17 protein-coding genes are annotated in these 18,639 nt (G+C 62.9%); 8 read left to right on the top strand and 9 right to left on the bottom strand.

Annotation, left to right across the window (positions count from 1 at the left end; all coding sequences use genetic code 11):
- From ACP146_RS13135 to ACP146_RS13125, 3 genes are all read right to left on the bottom strand, one after another.
- On the bottom strand, nt 1-501 hold the full coding sequence (locus ACP146_RS13135; RefSeq protein ID WP_422367211.1) for a TRAP transporter small permease: 501 nt from the start codon (nt 499-501) through the stop codon (nt 1-3).
- Nucleotides 502-514: 13 nt separating this feature from the next.
- On the bottom strand, nt 515-1,555 hold the full coding sequence (locus ACP146_RS13130; protein ID WP_422367210.1) for a TRAP transporter substrate-binding protein: 1,041 nt from the start codon (nt 1,553-1,555) through the stop codon (nt 515-517).
- 123 nt (nt 1,556-1,678) lie between these two features.
- Nucleotides 1,679-2,188, bottom strand: coding sequence for a MarR family winged helix-turn-helix transcriptional regulator (locus tag ACP146_RS13125; RefSeq protein ID WP_422367209.1), 510 nt, complete (start codon nt 2,186-2,188; stop codon nt 1,679-1,681).
- A 150-nt stretch (nt 2,189-2,338) separates the two neighbouring features.
- On the opposite strand from ACP146_RS13125, the gene hmgA reads away from it, so the two are divergent.
- On the top strand, nt 2,339-3,634 hold the full coding sequence (hmgA, locus tag ACP146_RS13120; protein WP_422367208.1) for a homogentisate 1,2-dioxygenase: 1,296 nt from the start codon (nt 2,339-2,341) through the stop codon (nt 3,632-3,634).
- 30 nt (nt 3,635-3,664) lie between these two features.
- Nucleotides 3,665-4,678, top strand: coding sequence for a fumarylacetoacetate hydrolase family protein (locus ACP146_RS13115; RefSeq protein WP_422367207.1), 1,014 nt, complete (start codon nt 3,665-3,667; stop codon nt 4,676-4,678).
- Between the two features lie 15 nt (nt 4,679-4,693).
- Here ACP146_RS13115 and ACP146_RS13110 read toward each other — a convergent pair whose 3' ends face one another.
- Nucleotides 4,694-6,985, bottom strand: coding sequence for a tetratricopeptide repeat protein (locus ACP146_RS13110; protein ID WP_422367206.1), 2,292 nt, complete (start codon nt 6,983-6,985; stop codon nt 4,694-4,696).
- A gap of 113 nt (nt 6,986-7,098) precedes the next feature.
- On the opposite strand from ACP146_RS13110, the gene ACP146_RS13105 reads away from it, so the two are divergent.
- The 6 genes from ACP146_RS13105 (at nt 7,099) to ACP146_RS13080 (ending at nt 14,034) form a co-directional block, all read left to right on the top strand.
- Nucleotides 7,099-8,661: an arylsulfatase gene (locus ACP146_RS13105; RefSeq protein ID WP_422367205.1), complete on the top strand. Its 1,563-nt coding sequence runs from the start codon at nt 7,099-7,101 to the stop codon at nt 8,659-8,661.
- 31 nt (nt 8,662-8,692) lie between these two features.
- A complete protein-coding gene (locus tag ACP146_RS13100) occupies nt 8,693-9,688 on the top strand; it encodes an HAD family hydrolase (protein ID WP_422367204.1) in 996 nt (331 codons plus the stop codon).
- A gap of 412 nt (nt 9,689-10,100) precedes the next feature.
- Nucleotides 10,101-11,195, top strand: coding sequence for a TRAP transporter substrate-binding protein (locus ACP146_RS13095; protein ID WP_422367203.1), 1,095 nt, complete (start codon nt 10,101-10,103; stop codon nt 11,193-11,195).
- Nucleotides 11,196-11,226: 31 nt separating this feature from the next.
- Entirely contained in the window at nt 11,227-11,754 is a 528-nt protein-coding gene (locus ACP146_RS13090) for a TRAP transporter small permease subunit (RefSeq protein WP_422367202.1), read from the top strand.
- Nucleotides 11,751-13,076, top strand: a complete 1,326-nt coding sequence (locus ACP146_RS13085) for a TRAP transporter large permease (protein WP_422367201.1) — start codon at nt 11,751-11,753, stop codon at nt 13,074-13,076. The genes ACP146_RS13090 and ACP146_RS13085 overlap by 4 nt, the downstream gene beginning before the upstream one ends.
- 76 nt (nt 13,077-13,152) lie before the next feature.
- Nucleotides 13,153-14,034, top strand: coding sequence for a polysaccharide deacetylase family protein (locus ACP146_RS13080; protein ID WP_422367200.1), 882 nt, complete (start codon nt 13,153-13,155; stop codon nt 14,032-14,034).
- Here the strand turns inward: ACP146_RS13080 and ACP146_RS13075 are convergent.
- The 5 genes from ACP146_RS13075 to ACP146_RS13055 are packed head-to-tail and all read right to left on the bottom strand — an operon-like array spanning nt 14,031 to nt 18,594.
- On the bottom strand, nt 14,031-14,765 hold the full coding sequence (locus ACP146_RS13075) for a gamma-glutamyl-gamma-aminobutyrate hydrolase family protein (protein WP_422367199.1): 735 nt from the start codon (nt 14,763-14,765) through the stop codon (nt 14,031-14,033). The two genes, ACP146_RS13080 and ACP146_RS13075, sit on opposite strands and share 4 nt — an antisense overlap.
- A gap of 22 nt (nt 14,766-14,787) precedes the next feature.
- Entirely contained in the window at nt 14,788-15,819 is a 1,032-nt protein-coding gene (locus ACP146_RS13070; protein ID WP_422367198.1) for an isopenicillin N synthase family dioxygenase, read from the bottom strand.
- 3 nt (nt 15,820-15,822) lie between these two features.
- Nucleotides 15,823-16,629 (bottom strand): ABC transporter permease, encoded by an 807-nt coding sequence (locus tag ACP146_RS13065; protein WP_422367197.1) that lies wholly within the window; start codon nt 16,627-16,629, stop codon nt 15,823-15,825.
- Complete coding sequence (locus tag ACP146_RS13060) at nt 16,622-17,539, bottom strand: ABC transporter permease (RefSeq protein WP_422367196.1); 918 nt, start codon at nt 17,537-17,539, stop codon at nt 16,622-16,624. The genes ACP146_RS13065 and ACP146_RS13060 overlap by 8 nt, the downstream gene beginning before the upstream one ends.
- A complete protein-coding gene (locus ACP146_RS13055) occupies nt 17,536-18,594 on the bottom strand; it encodes an ABC transporter ATP-binding protein (RefSeq protein WP_422367195.1) in 1,059 nt (352 codons plus the stop codon). Before ACP146_RS13055 ends, ACP146_RS13060 begins: the two co-directional genes overlap by 4 nt.
- Between the last annotated feature and the right edge of the window lie 45 nt (nt 18,595-18,639).

The raw sequence follows: 18,639 nt of genomic DNA, 5'->3' as shown, positions 1-18,639 counted from the left end.
CTAGGCCTCGTCGCTGGGGCGGAATCCGCGCAGTAGGGCGATCACCGCGGAGGCCGCGCAGGAAAGCGCAGCCAGCCAGGCGACCGGGGCCAGCGGCAGGGTGAGGGAGTTGGTAACGCTGCCGTCCTCGAAGAGGCGCAGTCCGTGCAGCGTCAGACGCCAGGCGATCACTGCCAGAACCACGCTGGAGATCAGCGCCGCGAGCCCGTTCATAATCCGCCGCGCAGACCTGCTTGCGAGGCCGGCCAGGAGATCGACCTCGACATGCTGGCTTGCCGCCGTGGTGAGGGGCAGGGCGGCGAAGATCAGGGCGGCCAGCAACAGTTCGGTCAGTTCGAAGGCGCCGTTGATGGGCGCATTGAACCAGTATCGCGTGACTACGTCGGTGCAGGTAAGGGCAATCAGTCCGAACAGCAGGAGGCCGCAGAGCAGGCCGAGGGCCCGGGTGAGGCGATTCTCGTTTTCGCCGCCGTTGGGCGCCGGGTCTGCCGGAGAAGCCAAAGCTCAAGCCGCCTCAGTAGGCGACGCCCGTCATGGCCCGAAAGGCGGCGAGGGCTGCCTTGCCGTCGAAACCCTGGGCCGCGACGCTCTCGGCCCAGGCGGCTTCGCGCTTCATGGCGATGGCCTTGATGGCATCGATCACCGCTGGCGAGGCGTCGTAGACCTCGACGCCGGTGGTGGCCACGAAGTCCGCGCCGCGGGCATCGGCCTTGTCCCAGACACCGCCGGCCAGGGCAGCAAAAGCGGCGCCGGAGACACCTTCGATGGCGGTCTTGTCGGCATCGGAAAGCGCATCCCACTTCGCCCCGTTCATCACCAGGAACCAGGAGGTGTTGTAAATGCCGCCCGGCACCCGCATGGAATACTTCAGGTGGTCGGTCAGCTTGAAAGCCTTAAGCGCCTCGATCGGGAAGGTAACGCCGTCGATGACCCCGCGGGAGAGCTTCTCGAAAACCTGGCCCGGGCCCATGAATTGGGTGGTGATTCCGAGATCCCCGGCGAGGCCGGCAATGTAGCCGCCGGGGGTGCGGATCTTCAGGCCGTCGAAGTCACCCGGGTCGGCGATCTTGCGCTGGTTGTTGTGAAACATCCCGGGCCCGTGGACGAAGAGGCCCAGCAGCTTCACGCCCGCGTGCTCTTCCTGCGCTTTCAGATCGCCGTTATAGATCTGCCAGTAAGCAGCCGAGGCTTCGGTCGCGTTGTCCCCGAGGAAGGAGAACTGGCCGATGCGCGAGCGCAGGAAGCGGTCGTCCTTGGTGAAGGAGTGCAGACCGTAGGTGATGTCCGCCACGCCGTCCTTTGCCATGTCGTAGTGCGCGGGGGGCGGGCCGAGGGGCTTGGCGAGGACCCGGACCTTCACGCGGCCTTCGGTTGCCTGTTCCACTTGCTTGGCCCAGGGGCGCATGACCCCGGTGACGACGGGGTGCTTGGGCGGCAGCCAGGAGGACAGGGCCAGCGTCGTTTCCGCCTTGGCGGGCAACGGCCCGGCAAACAGCGTTGCCGCAGCGGCGAAAAGCGTAAAGGCCAGCGTCTTGGACATTCTCGATGCGGTCATCGGTCCCCCCAGTTTCCCAGTTGTTTTTACGGCGCTTTTCCCATCCGGGGAGACGCCTTGTTCTTGGGTCCAAGCTTGAAAGTTGATTATGTAACTTTCAAGCTGGACCAGCCAGGGATAGCTCTAGGCGACCCGCCGCGGCCGCGCGTCCAGTCCTGCCGCTGCGGCTCTGTCCGGCTGCGCTGTCAGCGTCGATGCGCGATCAGCGCCCAGTGCGCGCTCCAGGGCAGCCAGTCCCTTGGTCAGAGCAGCCAGTTCTTCGGGGTCGAGCTTGTCGAACAGCGCGTCTTCGAAGGCCAGCATCTTCGGCGCCAGCTTTCGGTAGGCAGCCTCACCGGCGGCGGAAAGCGCCAGGTGCTCGATGCGGCGGTCCAGGTCGTCGGTCCGGCGGACCAGCCAGCGGCGGCGTTGCAGAGAGGCGACGGCCCGGCTGACCTTGGTCTTGTGCATGGCCGAGTGCTCGCCGATCTCCTTGGCCGTTGCGGCGCCGAACTGGCCCAGGGTCGCCAGGGTGCGCCACTCCGGCACCGTAAGGCTGAATTCATTGCGGTAGATTGCCGAGAATTGACGGCTGGCAACCGCGGCGGCACGATTCAGCCGGTATGGCAAAAACGATTCGAGTTTCAGTTTCATAGCCCAGATTTCCTTATCGGCACTGCAACATCAGGGATTTGCAGGCCTTGCTTGATAGTTACGTTTGCAACTATCACAAAGGGGCCGGGGATCGCAAGGATTCCCAAAATCTGCGGCTTGGGCGACCAGGCGGACAATAAGGAGTGTTTCATGGCGCTGAGCTACCTCTCGGGCTTCGGCAATGAGTTTCAGAGCGAAGCCCTGCCCGGAGCCTTGCCGGTGGGGCGGAACTCGCCGCAGCGTTGCCCCTACGGCCTTTATGCCGAGCAACTGAGCGGTACCGCATTCACTGCACCGCGGGCCGAAAACGCGCGCTCCTGGCTCTATCGCATCCGCCCCTCAGTAAAACACCTGGGGCGCTTCGAGCGGATCGGCCTGCCGCAGTGGCAAAGCGCGCCTTCCGCACCCGGTGAGATGGAACTGGGCCCGCTGCGCTGGGGGCCGCCGCCGATCCCCGACGAGGCGCTGACCTTCGTTACCGGGATGCGGAGCATGACCACCGCCGGCGACGCGCTGACCCAGAGTGGCATGGCGGCGCATCTCTTCCTGGCCACCCGTTCAATGGAGCGGGAGTACTTCTACAATGCCGATGGCGAGCTGCTCGTGGTGCCGCAGCAGGGCGGTCTGCGCTTTGCGACGGAGTTCGGCATCATTGAGACCCAGCCGGGCGAGATCTGCGTGCTGCCGCGCGGCGTGAAGTTTCGCGTCGAACTGCTTGACGGCGCAGCGCGGGGCTATGTCTGCGAGAACTACGGCGCGCGTCTGAGCCTGCCCAATCTTGGGCCCATCGGGGCCAACGGTCTCGCCAACCCGCGGGACTTCGAAAGCCCGGTGGCTGCCTTTGAGGACAAGGAGGAAGAGGGGCGCCTGACAGTGAAGTGGGGCGGTGCCTTTCATACCTGTACGATCGGCCAGTCGCCCCTCGATGTGGTCGCCTGGCATGGCAACTACGTGCCCTACAAGTATGATTTAAAACGTTTCTGTCCGATGAATGCCGTGCTTTACGATCATCCGGACCCCTCGATCTTTACGGTGCTGACCGCACCTTCCGAAACGCCGGGCACCGCCAATGTGGACTTCGTGATCTTTCCGGAGCGCTGGATGGTCGCCGAGGACACCTTCCGTCCGCCCTGGTACCACCGCAATGTCATGTCGGAGTTCATGGGCCTGATCTACGGTGTCTACGATGCCAAACCGGATGGGTTCCAGCCCGGCGGCATGAGCCTCCACAATGCCATGCTGCCGCACGGCCCCGACCACAACGCCTTCGCCCAGGCGAGCAGCGAAGCTTTGGCGCCGGAAAAGCAGAGCGGCACCCTGGCCTTCATGTTCGAAACTTGCCTGCCACAGCAGGTAACGGATTACGCCGCCAAGCTGGAAACCTTTGACCGCGATTACGTGAACTGTTGGTCGGGACTGGAAAAGCACTTCGATGGCACGCCCTGAACGGGCCTCAGGTTTAGGATCGAAAAGACCATGAAGTTTGCGAGTTTGAAGGACAGCAGCCGCGATGGGCGCCTCTTGATCGTCTCCCGGGATCTCACCCGGGCGGCAAAGGCCGCGACGGCAACGACACTGCAGGCGGCGCTGGACGATTGGGAGGCGCTGCTGCCGGGGCTGCAGGCGGAGGCCGAGGCGTTGGAACGCGGTGAGGCGGCGGAGAGCTTCGCCTTCGATCCGGCGGCCTGCCACTCACCCTTGCCGCGCGCCTATCAGTGGGCCGACGGCTCGGCCTATGTGAACCACGTCGAACTGGTGCGCAAGGCGCGCGGCGCAGAGATGCCGGAATCCTTCTGGACCGATCCCTTGATGTATCAGGGCGGATCCGACTCCTTTCTCGGGCCCTGCGATCCCATTCCCTTCGTCGATCCGGCCTGGGGACTGGACCTGGAGGCGGAGGTTGGCGTGATCGTCGGCGATCTGCCTCAAGGCGCCGGGCCGGAAGCAGCGGCGAAGGCCATCCGCCTCATCATGCTGGTGAACGACGTCAGCCTGCGGGGCCTGATCCCCGGCGAACTGGCCAAGGGTTTCGGCTTTTTCCAGGCCAAACCCTCCTCGGCCTTCTCACCGGTGGCGGTAACGCCGGACGAGCTGGGCGAGGCCTGGGACGGCGCCAAACTCAGCCTGCCCCTGTTGGTGCATTTGAACGGCGAGCCTTTTGGAAAGGCCAAGGCGGGGGAGGATATGACCTTCGACTTTCCCCAGCTCATCGCCCATGCCGCCAAGTCGCGCCCGCTGGCGGCCGGCAGCATCATCGGCTCCGGCACCGTCTCCAACCGCGATGCTTCTGGCGGACCGGGCAAGCCCGTCACCGACGGTGGCCGCGGCTACTCCTGCATCGCCGAAGTCCGCATGGTGGAGACCATCCTGGACGGCGAAGCGAAGACTGGGTTCCTGCAGCCCGGCGACCGCGTCAAGATCGAAATGCTGGATACGGCGGGCCGCAGCATCTTTGGTGCCATCGATCAGCGGGTCGAAGGAACCGTCTAGCGCTTTCCGGTGTTCCTAGGGTGCGGTGCGGCGCGCCACTTCATCCATCAGCGCGCTGCCTTCGGGGCGGTCCGGGTGGAGGCGGAGCAGTTGTTGTCCGACCTCCCGCGCATCATTAATGCGTCCCCGTTCGATAAGCAGCACGCCGAAGCTGTAGAGGAACTCAGGGTTCTCGGGTTCGATAGCAAGCGCTTCACGAGCACGCTTTTCGGCGGCCTCCGCCTGGCCCGCTCTGGCGTGGGCCAGAGCGAGATTGTAGCGCAGACGGCCATCGTCCGGGCGCAGGTCGGCGGCGCGCTCCAGCGCTGTGATTCCTTCTTTGAGAGCGCCGCGTTCGATCCGCAACAGGCCGAGAGATCTGTGCAGGAGACCAGAATCGGGAAGGGCGGTCAGACCCCGGCGGAAAGTCTCGACAGCCTCTGCGCTGCTGGAACGGCTGTGCTGCAGTTCGCCGAGGCGCAACCAGGCATCTTCAAAGTGACCGTTCAGGGCGAGAGCCTGTTTCAGTGCCGCCTCAGCGGCCCGCGGGTGCCCGGTCCGCTGTGCCAGCGCTGCCAGGTTCATCTGGGTTTCCGGCAAGTCGGCGCTGGCCAGCAGGCTGGCGCGATACTCTGCTACGGCTTTATCGTAAGGGAGCACTGCCTGCGCGGGAAAAGCCAGAGGCGGGATGTCGACCAGAAGGCTAGCCGCGGTAATCCGCACCGCGCGGATCGGATCGGCAAGCAGCGGCACAAGGCGCTCGACTCTCTTATCTCCCGCTGCATTCGACTGAAGCAGGGCGGCCCCGCGGCGCAGCAGAGGTGTGGGATCGCTCAATAGAGAAACCACGGCATCCGCGGAAGCGGGGCCGAAGCGGCGCAACAGATCCAGGGCCGTCGCCCGGACGATTGCCGGCTGCTCGCTGTTCAGCGCGAGAGAAAGCAGCGCGGCCTCGGCGCCTGCGCCGCCGCGCCGCCCGGCATCGATGGCCTCCGCGAAGTGTGGCCTGCCGCCTCGGCCTTCCGGAAACCAGCGCTTCAACTGGCCGGCTGCCCAGGCCGGCTCTTTGTCCGTGTGGCAGGCGGTACAGGTGTTAGGAGTGCCCAGGGCAACAGATAGGTCGGGCCGCGGCACGCGAAAGCTGTGGTCCCGCCGCGGATCGACAATCATGTAGGTGCGCTCGCCCATATGGCAGTTCACACAGGCGGCGCCGTCGCTGCCGGTTTCATGGAAGTGATGATCCGGAGAGTCGTAGACCGCCTTCCTCAGGCTCGGGAAGGCATCGTTGCCGGCGGGACTGTGGCAGGCGGTGCAGAGCGCATTGCCCTCGGCCTTCAGCCTCGCCGTGTGGGGGGCGTGGCAGTTGCTGCAGGTGACGCCCTTGTCATGCATGCGGCTCTGGAGGAACGAGCCGTAGACGTAGACCTCGTCGAGGATCTGGCCGTCGGCGTGATACAGCCCTTCGCGCAATAGGGCCGGGACGAAGTGATCCAGGAAGGGGGCGCCCGCGGGCCGGCTTTCCGCACCTAGGGCCTGGCGCCGGGAATGGCAGGCTGCGCAGACCTCGACTTCATTGCCGGGTGCAACGGTGAAGCCCCGGCCGGCCTTGTCGTCTGGGTTCTGCGCCCAGGCGACATGGGCTTCGCCGGGACCGTGACAGGATTCACAGCCGACATTCAGGTCGCTCCAACGACTATCAAAGGTACCGCCACGCGGATCCAGGCCCTTCACGTAACCGGTCGAGTGACAGTCGGCGCAGCGGCTGTTCCAGTTGTTGAAGGTTCGGGTCCAGTGCAGGCCGTCGTCCTCTGCGATCCGCGGGCCGGGGTAGAGGTGAAACCACTGCTCGGCCTCGACATCCCAGGCAATCGTCAGCGCCTGCAGGCGGCCGTCGTCGAGCATGACCAGATACTGCTGCAACGGGGCAACGCCGATGCTGTAGAGCACCTCGTGGTCGACCCAGGCGCCGCCATCATTGCGGGACCGGGCGATGAACTTGCCGTTTCGCCGGGTGAACCGCCAGACTTCGCCCTGCTGTTCGAAGCTTGCGCTGTCGAAGTCGCCGAACACGGATTTTTCATCCGCCTCCTTCAGTGCCCAGTCGTGGTGCGAGCCTTTCCACGCGTCATGTTGCTCGACGTGACAACCGGCGCAGACGGCGGTGGTGACATAGCCGGAGGCCTGCGCTGCAGGCGGAATGGTCTGTGCAGCGCTGTGGGAAGGTGGCAGCGCCAGCCACGCCCATAAGGGGAAGATGATGAAGGAGGGGCCCGCCAGCAATGCAATCAGCCAGCGCTTTTTTTCAGGGTTTTCTAATGGGCGCGTCACAAAAGGATCACTTCTTTAGGTAGAAAACACTCCTGATGACTGTAGCCTTATTGAGCGGATTGTCCTACGCTTCGTGTAAGCAAAAACGAAAAGTGAGGAGTGACGAGATGCTGATGCAGATTCCTCTCCGCCGTTCTTCGGTCTTCCTCGCCGCCGCCTCGGCTCTATTCATCGCCGGCCTTGCATCGGGGGTCGAGGCCCAGAGCCAGAAACCGAACATCGTTGTCATCTGGGGTGACGACATCGGCATCACCAACGTCAGCGCCTACGGTTTCGGGGTCGTCGGCTATCGCACGCCGAACATCGATCGTATTGCCGCCGAAGGCATGATGTTCACCGACTACTACGGGGAACAGTCCTGTACGGCGGGGCGTTCTTCCTTCATCACAGGGCAAAGCGTTTATCGGACGGGGCTTTCCAAGGTCGGCCTGCCCGGTGCGGAACTCGGCATGCAGGTGGAGGACCCGACCATCGCCGGTCTCCTAAAGGCGCAGGGTTATGCCACCGGGCAGTTCGGCAAGAACCATCTGGGCGATCAGAACAGGCATCTGCCGACCAATCACGGCTTCGACGAGTTTTTCGGCAACCTCTATCATCTCAATGCGGAAGAAGAGCCGGAAAACGAGGATTATCCGAAGGACCCGCGCTTCAAAGAACGGTTCGGCCCGCGCGGCGTGATCAAGTCTTTTGCCGGGGGAGATATCGAAGACACCGGCCCGTTGACCAGGAAACGCATGGAAACAGTCGACGACGAAACCGTGGCCGGTGCCCTTGACTTCATGGAGCGTCAGGCCGAGGCGGACACACCCTTCTTTCTCTGGTGGAACGGCACCCGTATGCACTTCCGCACCCATGTGAAGGACGAACTGCGCGGTATTTCCGGTCAGGACGAATATGCCGACGGCATGGTCGAGCACGACCGCCATGTCGGACAGCTGCTGGACAAGATCGACGAACTGGGGATCGCCGACAACACCATTATCTTCTACTCCACTGATAATGGACCGCACATGAACACCTGGCCCGATGCTGCCATGACACCATTTCGCGGCGAAAAGAACACCAACTGGGAAGGCGGCTGGCGGGTTCCGGCTATTGTGCGCTGGCCCGGGCGTATCGAGCCGGGACGGGTGTCCAATGAAATCATGCACCACATGGATTGGCTGCCGACCTTGCTGGCGGCGGCCGGCGTGCCCGACATCAAGCAGCAGCTTCTCGATGGAGAGGTGGAAGCCATCGGGCGGCGGTATAAAACCCACCTGGACGGCTACAACTTCCTGCCTTATCTGACCGGCGAGAGTGAGGAGTCGCCGCGCAATGAGATCTTCTACTTCTCCGACGACGGCGATTTGACCGCGCTGCGTTATGAGGACTGGAAGCTCATCTTCATGGAGCAGCGGGTGGAGGCGACGCTGCAGGCTTGGGCGGAACCCTTTGTGCCGCTGCGCGTGCCCCTGATCTTCAATCTGCGGCGAGATCCCTACGAGCGGGCACAGTTGACGTCGAACACCTACTACGATTGGCTCATAGACCGGGTTTACCTGATCGTCCCGGCGCAGGCTTATGTCGGTAACTTCCTGTCGACCTTCCAGGAGTTTCCGCCGCGGCAGGAGGCCGCCAGCTTCAGCATCGATCAGGTGATGGAGAAACTGCAGCAGGGCGTGGGTTCGCGCTAAGGGCGACCGGCCTTCAGAGTTGGAGGTGCTCATGACTCGTCTTGGCGGGCTGATCCTGATCGTCAACGTGGTTGTGCTTCCAGGGCTCGCGACCGCCGACCCTTTGCCGTCGTGGAATCACGGCGAGGCAAAGTCAGCAATCCTTTCCTTTGTCGAACGGGTGACTGAGCCAGATAGTCGTGACTATGTGCCGTTCAACGAGCGGGTCGCCGTCTTCGACAACGACGGGACGCTGTGGTCGGAACAGCCCATGTACTTCCAGCTCATCTATGCCATCGACCGGGTGAAGGCGCTGGCGTCGCGGCACCCCGAATGGATGGGCAGTCCAATCCTGAAAGCCGCTATGGAGGGCGATGTGGAGGGGGTTCTGGCCAGCGGCAAGGGCGGGCTTATGGAGGTGGTCATGGCCAGCCATGCGGGCCTGACGATCGAGGAATTCAAAGCCAGCGTCCGGGACTGGCTCGCGACGGCGCGTCATCCGCGGAGCAACCGTCGCTATGACGAGATGGTCTACCAGCCGATGCTGGAACTGCTGAGGTACCTGCGCGCCGAGGGCTTCAAGACTTTCATTGTCTCGGGGGGAGGGATCGACTTCATCCGTGTTTTTGCGGAAGAGGTTTACGGTATTCCGCCGGAACAGGTGATCGGTTCAAGCATCAAGGCCGAATTCGCACGAACATCCGACGGAACTGCGCTCCGCAAGCTGCCGGAACTGAACTTCATCGACGACAAGGCCGGCAAGCCGGTCGCCATCAGTCTTCACATAGGGCGGCGTCCGCTGGCGGCTTTCGGCAACTCTGACGGCGATCTGGAGATGTTGCAGTACGCCACGACCGGAGGCGGGCTGCGTTTCGGCCTGATCGTACGCCACAGCGACGCCGAGCGGGAATGGGCCTATGATCGGGACAGCCACATCGGCCGGCTCGACAAAGCTCTTGATCAGGCCGGGGAAGCCGGCTGGGTCGTCGTGGACATGGAGCGCGACTGGCGGGTCGTCTATCCCTTCGAGCTTCAGCAGGGTCCATAGGCGTCGCCGCTCGCTTAGAAGATTTCGGAGAAGGTTTCCTGTCGCTCCGCCAGTCGTCGACCTGCGCCACGCTTCGAAACCGCCAAGTTGAGATGTGATCGGGCCTTCTGGTGCCCGCCGCCTTTCCCTGGGCGAAGCCCCGAGGCGATCTTCGCCTTAAGGTTCGTAGGTGGGCTTCCAAAGAACACGGGCGTTTGCTCATGAATTCATCGAATAACGATGAAAGTATGGTCATTTGCTCATTTCAATATCGAATCCAATTATTATTTAAGAGCGAACGATAATAACTTGATGTTCGTAGGATTTGTTGCTGCAGTATCCTCTGAATACAAAATAATTATAAATACACAAATAAAAGGGAGCGTCCGAAAAGACTCAGAGGTGGTGACAGATCAAGAGGAGTGCTCACGCAATGAAGCGTCGGGAGTTTCTGAAAAAGGGGACGGTGGCGACCGCAGCAGCGGCGGCCACCACAGTTGCAGCGCCCGCGGTTGTCCGGGCTCAGGAAAAATACGAATGGAAGCTGACCACGGCCTTTCCGCCGGGGGCGATCATGTATTCCACCGGGCCGGGCTCGCTGTCGGTGCTCTGCGACACCATTCGTGCCATGTCCGGCGGAAGACTGGACATCCAGATCTATCATGGTGGTGAATTGGTACCGGCTTTCGAAGGCTTCGACGCCGCTTCTCAGGGCATCGTCGAGTGTAACGGCTGGGTGTCATACTTCGGTGCGGGCAAGGTTCCGGCCGCTCAGTTCTTTGGGGCTGTTCCCTTCGGTATGTCGATGCAGGGGCAGAACGCCTGGTTCTACAGTGGCGGCGGCATCGACCTGTGGCATGAGGTTTATGAGCCGTTCAATCTGGTGGCCTTTCCCTGTGGCAACACCGGGGTGCAGATGACCGGCTGGTTCAACAAGGAAATCAACTCGGTCGCGGATCTTGATGGCCTCAAGATGCGTATTCCGGGCCTGGCCGGGCGCGGCTATGCCCGGTTGGGTGTCGATGTCCGGCTGCTGCCAGGCGGAGAGATCTTTCCGGCACTGGAGCGCGGCGTGATCGATGCGGCGGAGTGGGTCGGCCCGGCCCAGGATCAGGTGCTCGGTCTCAACAAGGCGGCGAAGTACTACTACACGACCGGCTGGCACGAGCCCTGCACGGTGACCGAGTTTGCCATCAACAAGACGGCCTGGGAGAGCCTGCCCCAGGATTTGAAAGATATCGTCTACCACGCCTGCGCCTCATCCAACCTTGCCATGCACAGCCATGCCGAGGCGGTGAACGGCATAGCGCTCGACGAGATGGTCGCTTCCGGAACCGAAACGCGCACGCTGCCGCTCGACGTCGTCGCAGCCCTGCGCAAGGAGATGGACGGCGTCTATGAGGAACTCGCCGGCGGAGATCCGGTTTTCGCCAAGGTGATGAAGTCCTACTTCGACTTCAAGGAGAAGCACGACAAATGGGCTTCCTTAAGCGAGGGAGTCTGGCACAGCCAACTGCGCGGCGCCTGATTCCTGGTTAGCAACAAGAAGTCTGTTTCTTATGTCGTTGTTGCGTGTTGCGGGTGCTTTGGAAGCGGTGACCGACTTCGTCGGACGTGCCGCAGCCTGGGTTACCCTCATTCTGGTGCTGCTGGTCACGTTCAACGTGGCCAGCCGCTACCTCTTTTCCTGGGGCACGGTCTGGTTGCAGGAGCTTGAGTGGCACCTGCTGCCGGTGATCGCCCTTTTCGGGATCACCTATACCCTGCGTCATGGCGGCCATGTGCGGGTGGATATGCTCTACGAGCGCATGAGCCCAAGGATGCAGCATTTGGTGGATCTGATTTCCGCTCTGGTGCTGATCGTTGTGGCGATCTTGATTATCCGCTTCTCGCAGAATTACATCGGTCAATCCTGGCGGGTTGGCGAAATGTCGCCCGACCCCGGCGGGCTGCCCGCACGCTACGCCCTGAAAGCACTGATCCCCGTCGGCTTTGCCGTTCTGATTGTCCAGGCCCTGGCGATGGCATTGCGGCACGGCGTTCTGCTGTTTCGCGGCGGCGAAGGTGAAGAAAGGCCGCCGTCATGAGTCCGAACGAGTGGCTGGCCATCGGCATGATTCTTGGCTTCTTCGTGCTGCTGACCGTTGGGATGCCGGTTGGGATCGGCATCGCCCTGGCCGGGTTTGTCTTCGGCATGCTGGGGTTCGGCGAGACCCTCTTTAACCTGTTGCCGGCGCGCATTTACGGCGTGGTGACGAAATACGAGTTCCTCGCCATTCCGCTGTTCATCTTCATGGGGGTGATGCTGGAGCGTTCGCGGGTGGCCGAGCAGATGCTGGATGTCGTCGGGGTGCTGGCCGGGCGTTTGCGCGGCGGTATGGCGCTGGCGATCGTCATCGTCGGCGTGCTTCTGGGGGCCTCCACCGGGATCGTCGGGGCGACGGTGGTGACCCTGACGCTGTTGACCCTGCCGGTGCTGCTGCGACGCGGTTACAACAAAGGGCTCGCCTGCGGCACGATCTGCGCCTCCGGCACTCTCGGCCAGATCATCCCGCCCAGTCTGGTGCTCATCCTCCTGGCCGACATAACGGCGCAGTCGGTGGGTACGCTCTTTGCGGCGGCGATGCTGCCGGGGCTTCTGCTGGCCGCGCTGTATTGTCTCTACATCCTGGGGTTTGCCCATCTGTATCCCGAAAGTGCGCCGCCGCTGCCGGTCGAGGAGCGCCGCGCGCTCCCGGGACTGGCGCTTCTGCGGCGCGCAGTCTGGGTGCTGTTTCCGCCGCTGTTGCTGATCTTCGGGGTCCTCGGTTCGATCATCGGCGGGCTCGCGGCCCCGACGGAGGCGGCGGCCGTCGGTGCCTTCATCTCGATCCTGATTGCCGCCCTCTACGGCCGTCTTACCATCGCCATGCTCCGCGAGGTCAGCCAGATGACCACCCGGATCTCGGCGATGATCTTTTTCATTCTGATTGCTGCACAGGTTTTCGCACTCTCTTTTCGGGGGTTGCGGGGCGAAGGCATGGTCGCCGACATGTTCGCCTTCCTGCCCGGCGGCATCACGACGGCGGTGATCTTCATGATGGTCCTGCTGTTCATACTGGGCTTTTTCCTGGAGTGGGTCGAAATCTCCTATATCGCCCTGCCGCTGTTTCTGCCGTTTTTCATGTCGGCGGGGGTCGATCCGGTCTGGCTGGCAATTCTGATCTCCTTGAACCTGCAAACCTCCTTCCTGACGCCACCTTTCGGCTGGGCGCTGTTTTTCCTGAAAGGCGCGGCGCCCCCCGGGGTGGCCACAAGCGATATCTATCGTGGGGTGATCCCTTTCATTGGCATTCAGATTGTCGCACTGGTGATCCTCTTTGCCTGGCCACCATTGGCAACCTGGCTGCCGCAGGCAATCGGATGGTAGCCGTGCGGCCTTGACTGGACTTTTAGGACCGGGAGCGATAGCCCTGGAGCTTGTATAGTGAGGATGAGGGGATGCCGTGAAGCTGCCGACACATGGGCGCTATGGCTACAGCGCGATCACCGAGAGAGCGGTCTACGACTGGCCGAACGGCACGCGGTTGGCGGTCTACATTGGACTCAATCTGGAACACTTCGCTTTCGGAGAGGGTCTCGGCGCGAAGCTGGCGCCGGCGGGACCGGAGCCGGATGTGCTGAATTTTGCCTGGCGCGACTACGGCAACCGTGTCGGCGTGTGGCGCATGCTGGATATGTTCGATACCCTCGGCTTGCCGGCGGGCGTTCTGGTCAATGCCGCGATCTACGATCACTGTCCGCAGGTGGTAGCGGCCTTTCGCGAGAGGGGCGACGAGATCATCGCCCATGGGCGCAGCAATTCAGAACGGCAGGGCGATTTCGACGAGGCCGATGAGCGTAACCTGATTGCGGAGGTGACTGCGGCGCTGGCGGTGGCCGAGGGCAAGGCGCCGGCCGGCTGGCTCGGGCCCTGGATATCCGAAAGCCGAACCACCCCCGACCTGCTGCAGGAAGCCGGTTACCGCTACCTTCTGGATTGGTGCTGTGACGATCAACCGATCTGGCTGGAGACTCGCAGCGGCCGTATTCTGGCGCTGCCCTATCCGCAGGAGGTGAACGACATTCCGGCGATCCCGCTGCACCGTATGAGCCCGGCCGACTTCACCGATCTGATCGTCGACAACTTCGAGGAAATGCTGCAGCAGGCCGAAGCGCAGCCGCTGGTGATGGGTATCGCGCTCCACCCTTATCTTGTCGGTCAGCCTTACCGGTTGCGCCACCTGCGCCGGGCGCTCCAACACATCGCCGCAGAGCGGGAACAGGTCTGGCTCACGACCCCCGGCGCCATCGCTGACCATGTAATCGAGAACGATTTGGCGGTTTAGCCCTTCACCGCCTTGCCAAAGGCCTGGAAGAGGCGGGTGGAGAAGTCGTTTTCCAGGGCTTTGTATTCCGGATGCCATTGGACGCCGAGGGCGAAGGCTTTGGCGCCGGTGACGACGACGGCCTCCGGCGTGCCGTCGGGGGCGTGGCCCTCGATCTCCAGGCCTGGCGCCGCGACGTCGATGCCCTGACTGTGGATCGAGTTTACCTCGATCTCCGTGGTGCCGGCGATCTCCGCAAAGCGGCCACCGGCGGTAAACGTCATGCCGTGGCTTGGACCGTAGCGCACGTCCGGGTCATCATGCTTGGGTGCGCGATGGTCCATGCGGCCCGCGATCTTGTGCACCTCAGGGTGCAGTGTTCCGCCGAGGGCGGCGTTCAACTCTTGAAAGCCTCGGCAGACGAAGAGGCTGGGCAGGCCCGTTTCCAGGGCCGCGTCGATGATCGGAAAGGTCATCGCATCCCGCGCTTCATCGTAGGGCTCGGCTTTTTTGTCGGCGCTCCGGCCGTAGCGGCTCGGATGGACGTTGGAGGGGCTGCCGGTGAACATCAGGCCGTCCAGGCGCTCCAGCAGATCCTTGGCGTCCTGGCTTTCCGCCATGGCGGGAATAATAACCGGCGTACAGCCCGAAACCTCCCAGACCGCACGGGCGTATTTGTCGCCGACGACATGATAGGGCGCGGAATCATAGGTGCGGAAGTCGGCGGTGACGCCGACCAGCGGGCGTCTCATGAGCTTGCGGGTCGGCGCATGATCATGCGGTTTCTTCTTTCTCCCGGTGATAGTCGAAGGTCGCGTTGATCATGTCCAGCAGGTGCTGGCCGGAGGTCGTGGGCTTAAACTTCGCCGGGCGGCCGGGGCCGACGCAACTCGGCAGCGCTTCGACCCTGGCCATGTAGTTCGGATCGAAGAAGAAGGGGATGGAGTAACGCTCCTTGCCGGAAACATTCACCACCCGGTGCTGGGTGGAGGCGAAGAGATCGTTGGTCCAGCGCGCCATCATGTCGCCGATGTTGATGACGAAGGCATCGGCCAGGGGCGGCGCGTCGATCCAGGTGCCGGCGGCGTTCTTGACCTGCAGGCCGCCGTTCATGTCCTGCGCCAGAATGGTCAGGCAGCCGAAGTCGGTATGCGCACCGGCGCCGATCTGCTTTTCGGTAATGCTGCCTTGCTGCGGTGGATAGTGCAGCGGGCCGAGGGTCGCCATGGGGTCGGTCAGGTCACGGTCGAAGTGACATTCGTCGAGATCGAGCGAGAGGGCAAAGGCGTGCATGATCTGACGGCCCAGACCGGTCAGGGCGTCGAAGTAGGATTGCATGGCGCCCTGCCAGCCTGGCAGGTCTTCGGGCCAGAGGTTGGCGCCGTGCAGCGGCAGGCCGGTGCGCACCAGGGCATGGTCGGCGGCCAGATCGCGGCCGATCTTGATGCCCTCTTTCAGATCGCCGGCCTCGGTTTGTTTCTCCGGGTCCAGGTTCTCGCCGCCCATCTTGAAGTAACCGCGGTGACAGGGCGATTTCTCGATATCCACAGCCATCTTCGCAGCCAGCGGCTGGTCGAAGAAACGCTTGGCCTCGGCAAAGGTGCGCTCCCGCAAAGCCGGAGAGATGCCGTGGTTGGCGAGGTAGAAAAAGCCGATGTTGCGGCAGGCCGATCCGATCTCCCGCGCCACGGCCTGGCGGGCTGCGAGATCGCCGGTGAGGAAAGGGCCGAAGTCGATGACCGGGATCTCTTCCAGCGCGACCCGCGCGCCGCGCAGGCTGCTGTCGAGTTTGGGGTTGTCGGTCATGGTTTACCTCGCCTGTCTGCGCCGCATTAGAACCCAGCCGCCGTAGCCGAGAATCAGGACCAGGGCCGCGCTGGTGGTGGTCAGTGCCCCCAGCGTCGGCACCAGCGGCGTATAGCCCGACACCATCTTGGCATAGAGCCATTCGGGCACGGTCTGGTCGGCGCCGGTTGTGAAGAGGGAAAGGGGAAAGTTCCCCCAGGAAAGCAGGAAGGCGAAAAGCGCGCCGGAGACGACACCGGGCCAGAGCACCGGCAAGGTAACCTCTTTCAGGGTTTGCCAGCGGCTTGCGCCGAGATCAAAGGCGGCCTCCTCCAAAGCGGGGTCAAACGAGTATGCCTGGATAGAGATGACAAGAGTCACGATCGGCACAATCCATACCATGTGCGCGATCACCGCCGTCCGCCAATCGGGAATGATCCCGACGGAAGAAAACCAGATGAGCAGGGCCAGGCCGAGCACGGCCTGGGGGAAGAAGATCGGCAGCAGGACCAGACGCTGATAGAGTCGTCGGCCGCGCCAATCGAAGCGGGCAAAGGCTAGGGCTCCGAAGAACCCCAGGACAACAGAAGCCAGCGCGACGATGACGGCGATGGACAGCGAGGTCGAAACCAGATCGCGCACCGTCAGGGATGAAAAGGCGCGCTCGTACCACTTGCCGTCGAAGGCGGGGACCGGGAAGCGGAAGTAACGCTGCTTCGAGAAGGATGCCAGCATCACGGTGAGGATCGGCAGGTAAAGAAACAGGATCAGCGAACCCGACCAGACGGCGATCAGGTTGTGGGTGATGCGTTTCTTGCGCCCCTCAGTCATTGCCGCCACGCCCCAGAATGCGGTCCAGGTCGACCCAGCTCAGCAGAGTGAGAACAAGGGTGCCGGAGAACAGGATCAGGATGACCGAGAGGGCGGAGCCCAGGGGCCAGTTCTGGCCGAAGGTAAAGGCGGTTTCGATTTCGTCGGCGATCATGATCACCGCCTGTCCGCCCAGGATCTTCGATTCCGCCAGCGAGCCCAGGGAAAGAATGAAGGTCAGCAGGCCGCCGATCAGGATGCCCGGTGTCGCCAGCGGCAGTTCGACCTCGCGGAAGACCTGCCAGCGCGAGGCGCCCATGTCGAACGCCGCTTCAGTCACTTCGCGGGAGACCATGGAGATGCCCAGCACCATGGGAAACAGCGTGAATGGCAGGTAGACGTAGACCAGCCCCAGCACGATGGCCGGCACGTCGTAGAGAATGCTCTCGCCGTCGAAGCCCAGCCAGGCCTTCAGGCCGCCCAGGAAGACGCCGCCCTTGATGAGGAACAGGACCCAGCCGAAGAGACGGATGTTCTCCGAGACGAAGAGCGGAATAATGATCGCCAGGGTCATGAGGTTGGCCCAGCGTCCGAAGAGCTTGGCCATGCCGTAAGCGATGGGCCAGCAGATCACCATCAGCAGGACGACGGTCACCAGCGCCAGTCCCAGAGACTTGGCGAAGGAGATGTAATAGCTGCCGGAGAAAACCGCGAGGTAGTTCTCCAGGGTCGGCGGGAAGGTAAAGTCGAAGGTGCCCTCGGGCATGAAGGAGTAGCCGAAGACCGCCAGCAGCGGCGCCGCAAAAGCCAGGGCCAGGAAGATCAGAACGGGCAGGGCGGTCAGCAGGCCGGGGCTGACGCGGAGGCGGCGCTCCCGGCGGTGCCGTGGCTTGTCGGTCTCTGTGGCTCTGATCTCCGTCGTTGCTGTCATTCGGTTGCCAGCACGCTGTCGCGTGCCTCCCAACCGATGGTGACTTCATCGTCCAGCTTGCCGCCGTAGCGCTGCTCGCGCAGTTTTTCGACCAGGAAGACCTGCTCGCCGACGCGGACCTGATACTGGATACGGCTGCCCAGCGCGTATTCATTGTAGAGGACGCCGGTTACTGTGTTCTCCGCCGTCTCGCCCGGTGCGATGAAACGCAGGTACTCCGGGCGAATCACCAGGTAGCCGCTTTCGAAGTCCGCCTTGCCGTCCGGACCCTGCAACGTGGATCCCAGGACCGGGCAGTGCAGGCCGGCGCCGTTGGGCTTTACCTCCAGCACATTGACCTCGCCCATGAACTCTGAGACGAAGCGATTGGCAGGACGCGAGTAGATTTCATCCGGCGCGCCGACCTGGACCAGTTCGCCGAGGCGCATGATGCCGATGCGGTCCGACATCACCATGGCCTCTTCCAGGCTGTGGGTGATGTAGACGAAGGTCTTGCCGGTTTCCCGGTGCAGGTCCTTCAATTCTTTCTCCAGGGTCTTGCGCAGGCGGTAGTCGATGGCCGAAAGCGGTTCGTCGAAGAACAGAATTTCCGGGTCGAAGGCGAGGGCGCGGGCGAGGGCGATGCGCTGGCGCTCGCCGCCGGAGCACTGGCTCACCTGCTTCTTGTAATAGTCCTCCGGCAGGCGCAAAAGGCGCAGCAGGTCGAGCGCCCGGTTCATGCGCTCCACCGGCGGCACGCCGCGCATCTTCAGCGGAAATTCAATGTTCTGGCCAACGCTGCGATGGGGGAAGAGGGCGAGGGACTGGAAAACCATACAGGTCGGCCGGCGGTTCGCCGGGGTTTCGTTGATGCGCTCGCCGCGCAGCAGGATTTCCCCGTCGCTGGGTTCTTCCAGGCCGGCCAGCATGCGGATGAGCGTGGTCTTGCCGGAGCCCGAAGGGCCGACAATGGTGAAGAACTCGCCCTCCTGGATGGCGAGATCGATCCCCTTCACCGCTTCGAACTGTCCAAAGCGTTTGGACAGTTGTGATAACCGCAGAATTGGATCGGCCACAGTAACTCCCTATTTTCGGCCCGCAGATCCTGGGACTTGCGGCGC

It is taken from the genome of Pelagibius sp., assembly GCF_965249265.1.
GTDB lineage: Bacteria > Pseudomonadota > Alphaproteobacteria > Kiloniellales > Kiloniellaceae > Pelagibius.
This window is presented reverse-complemented; position numbering and strand designations above follow the sequence as displayed.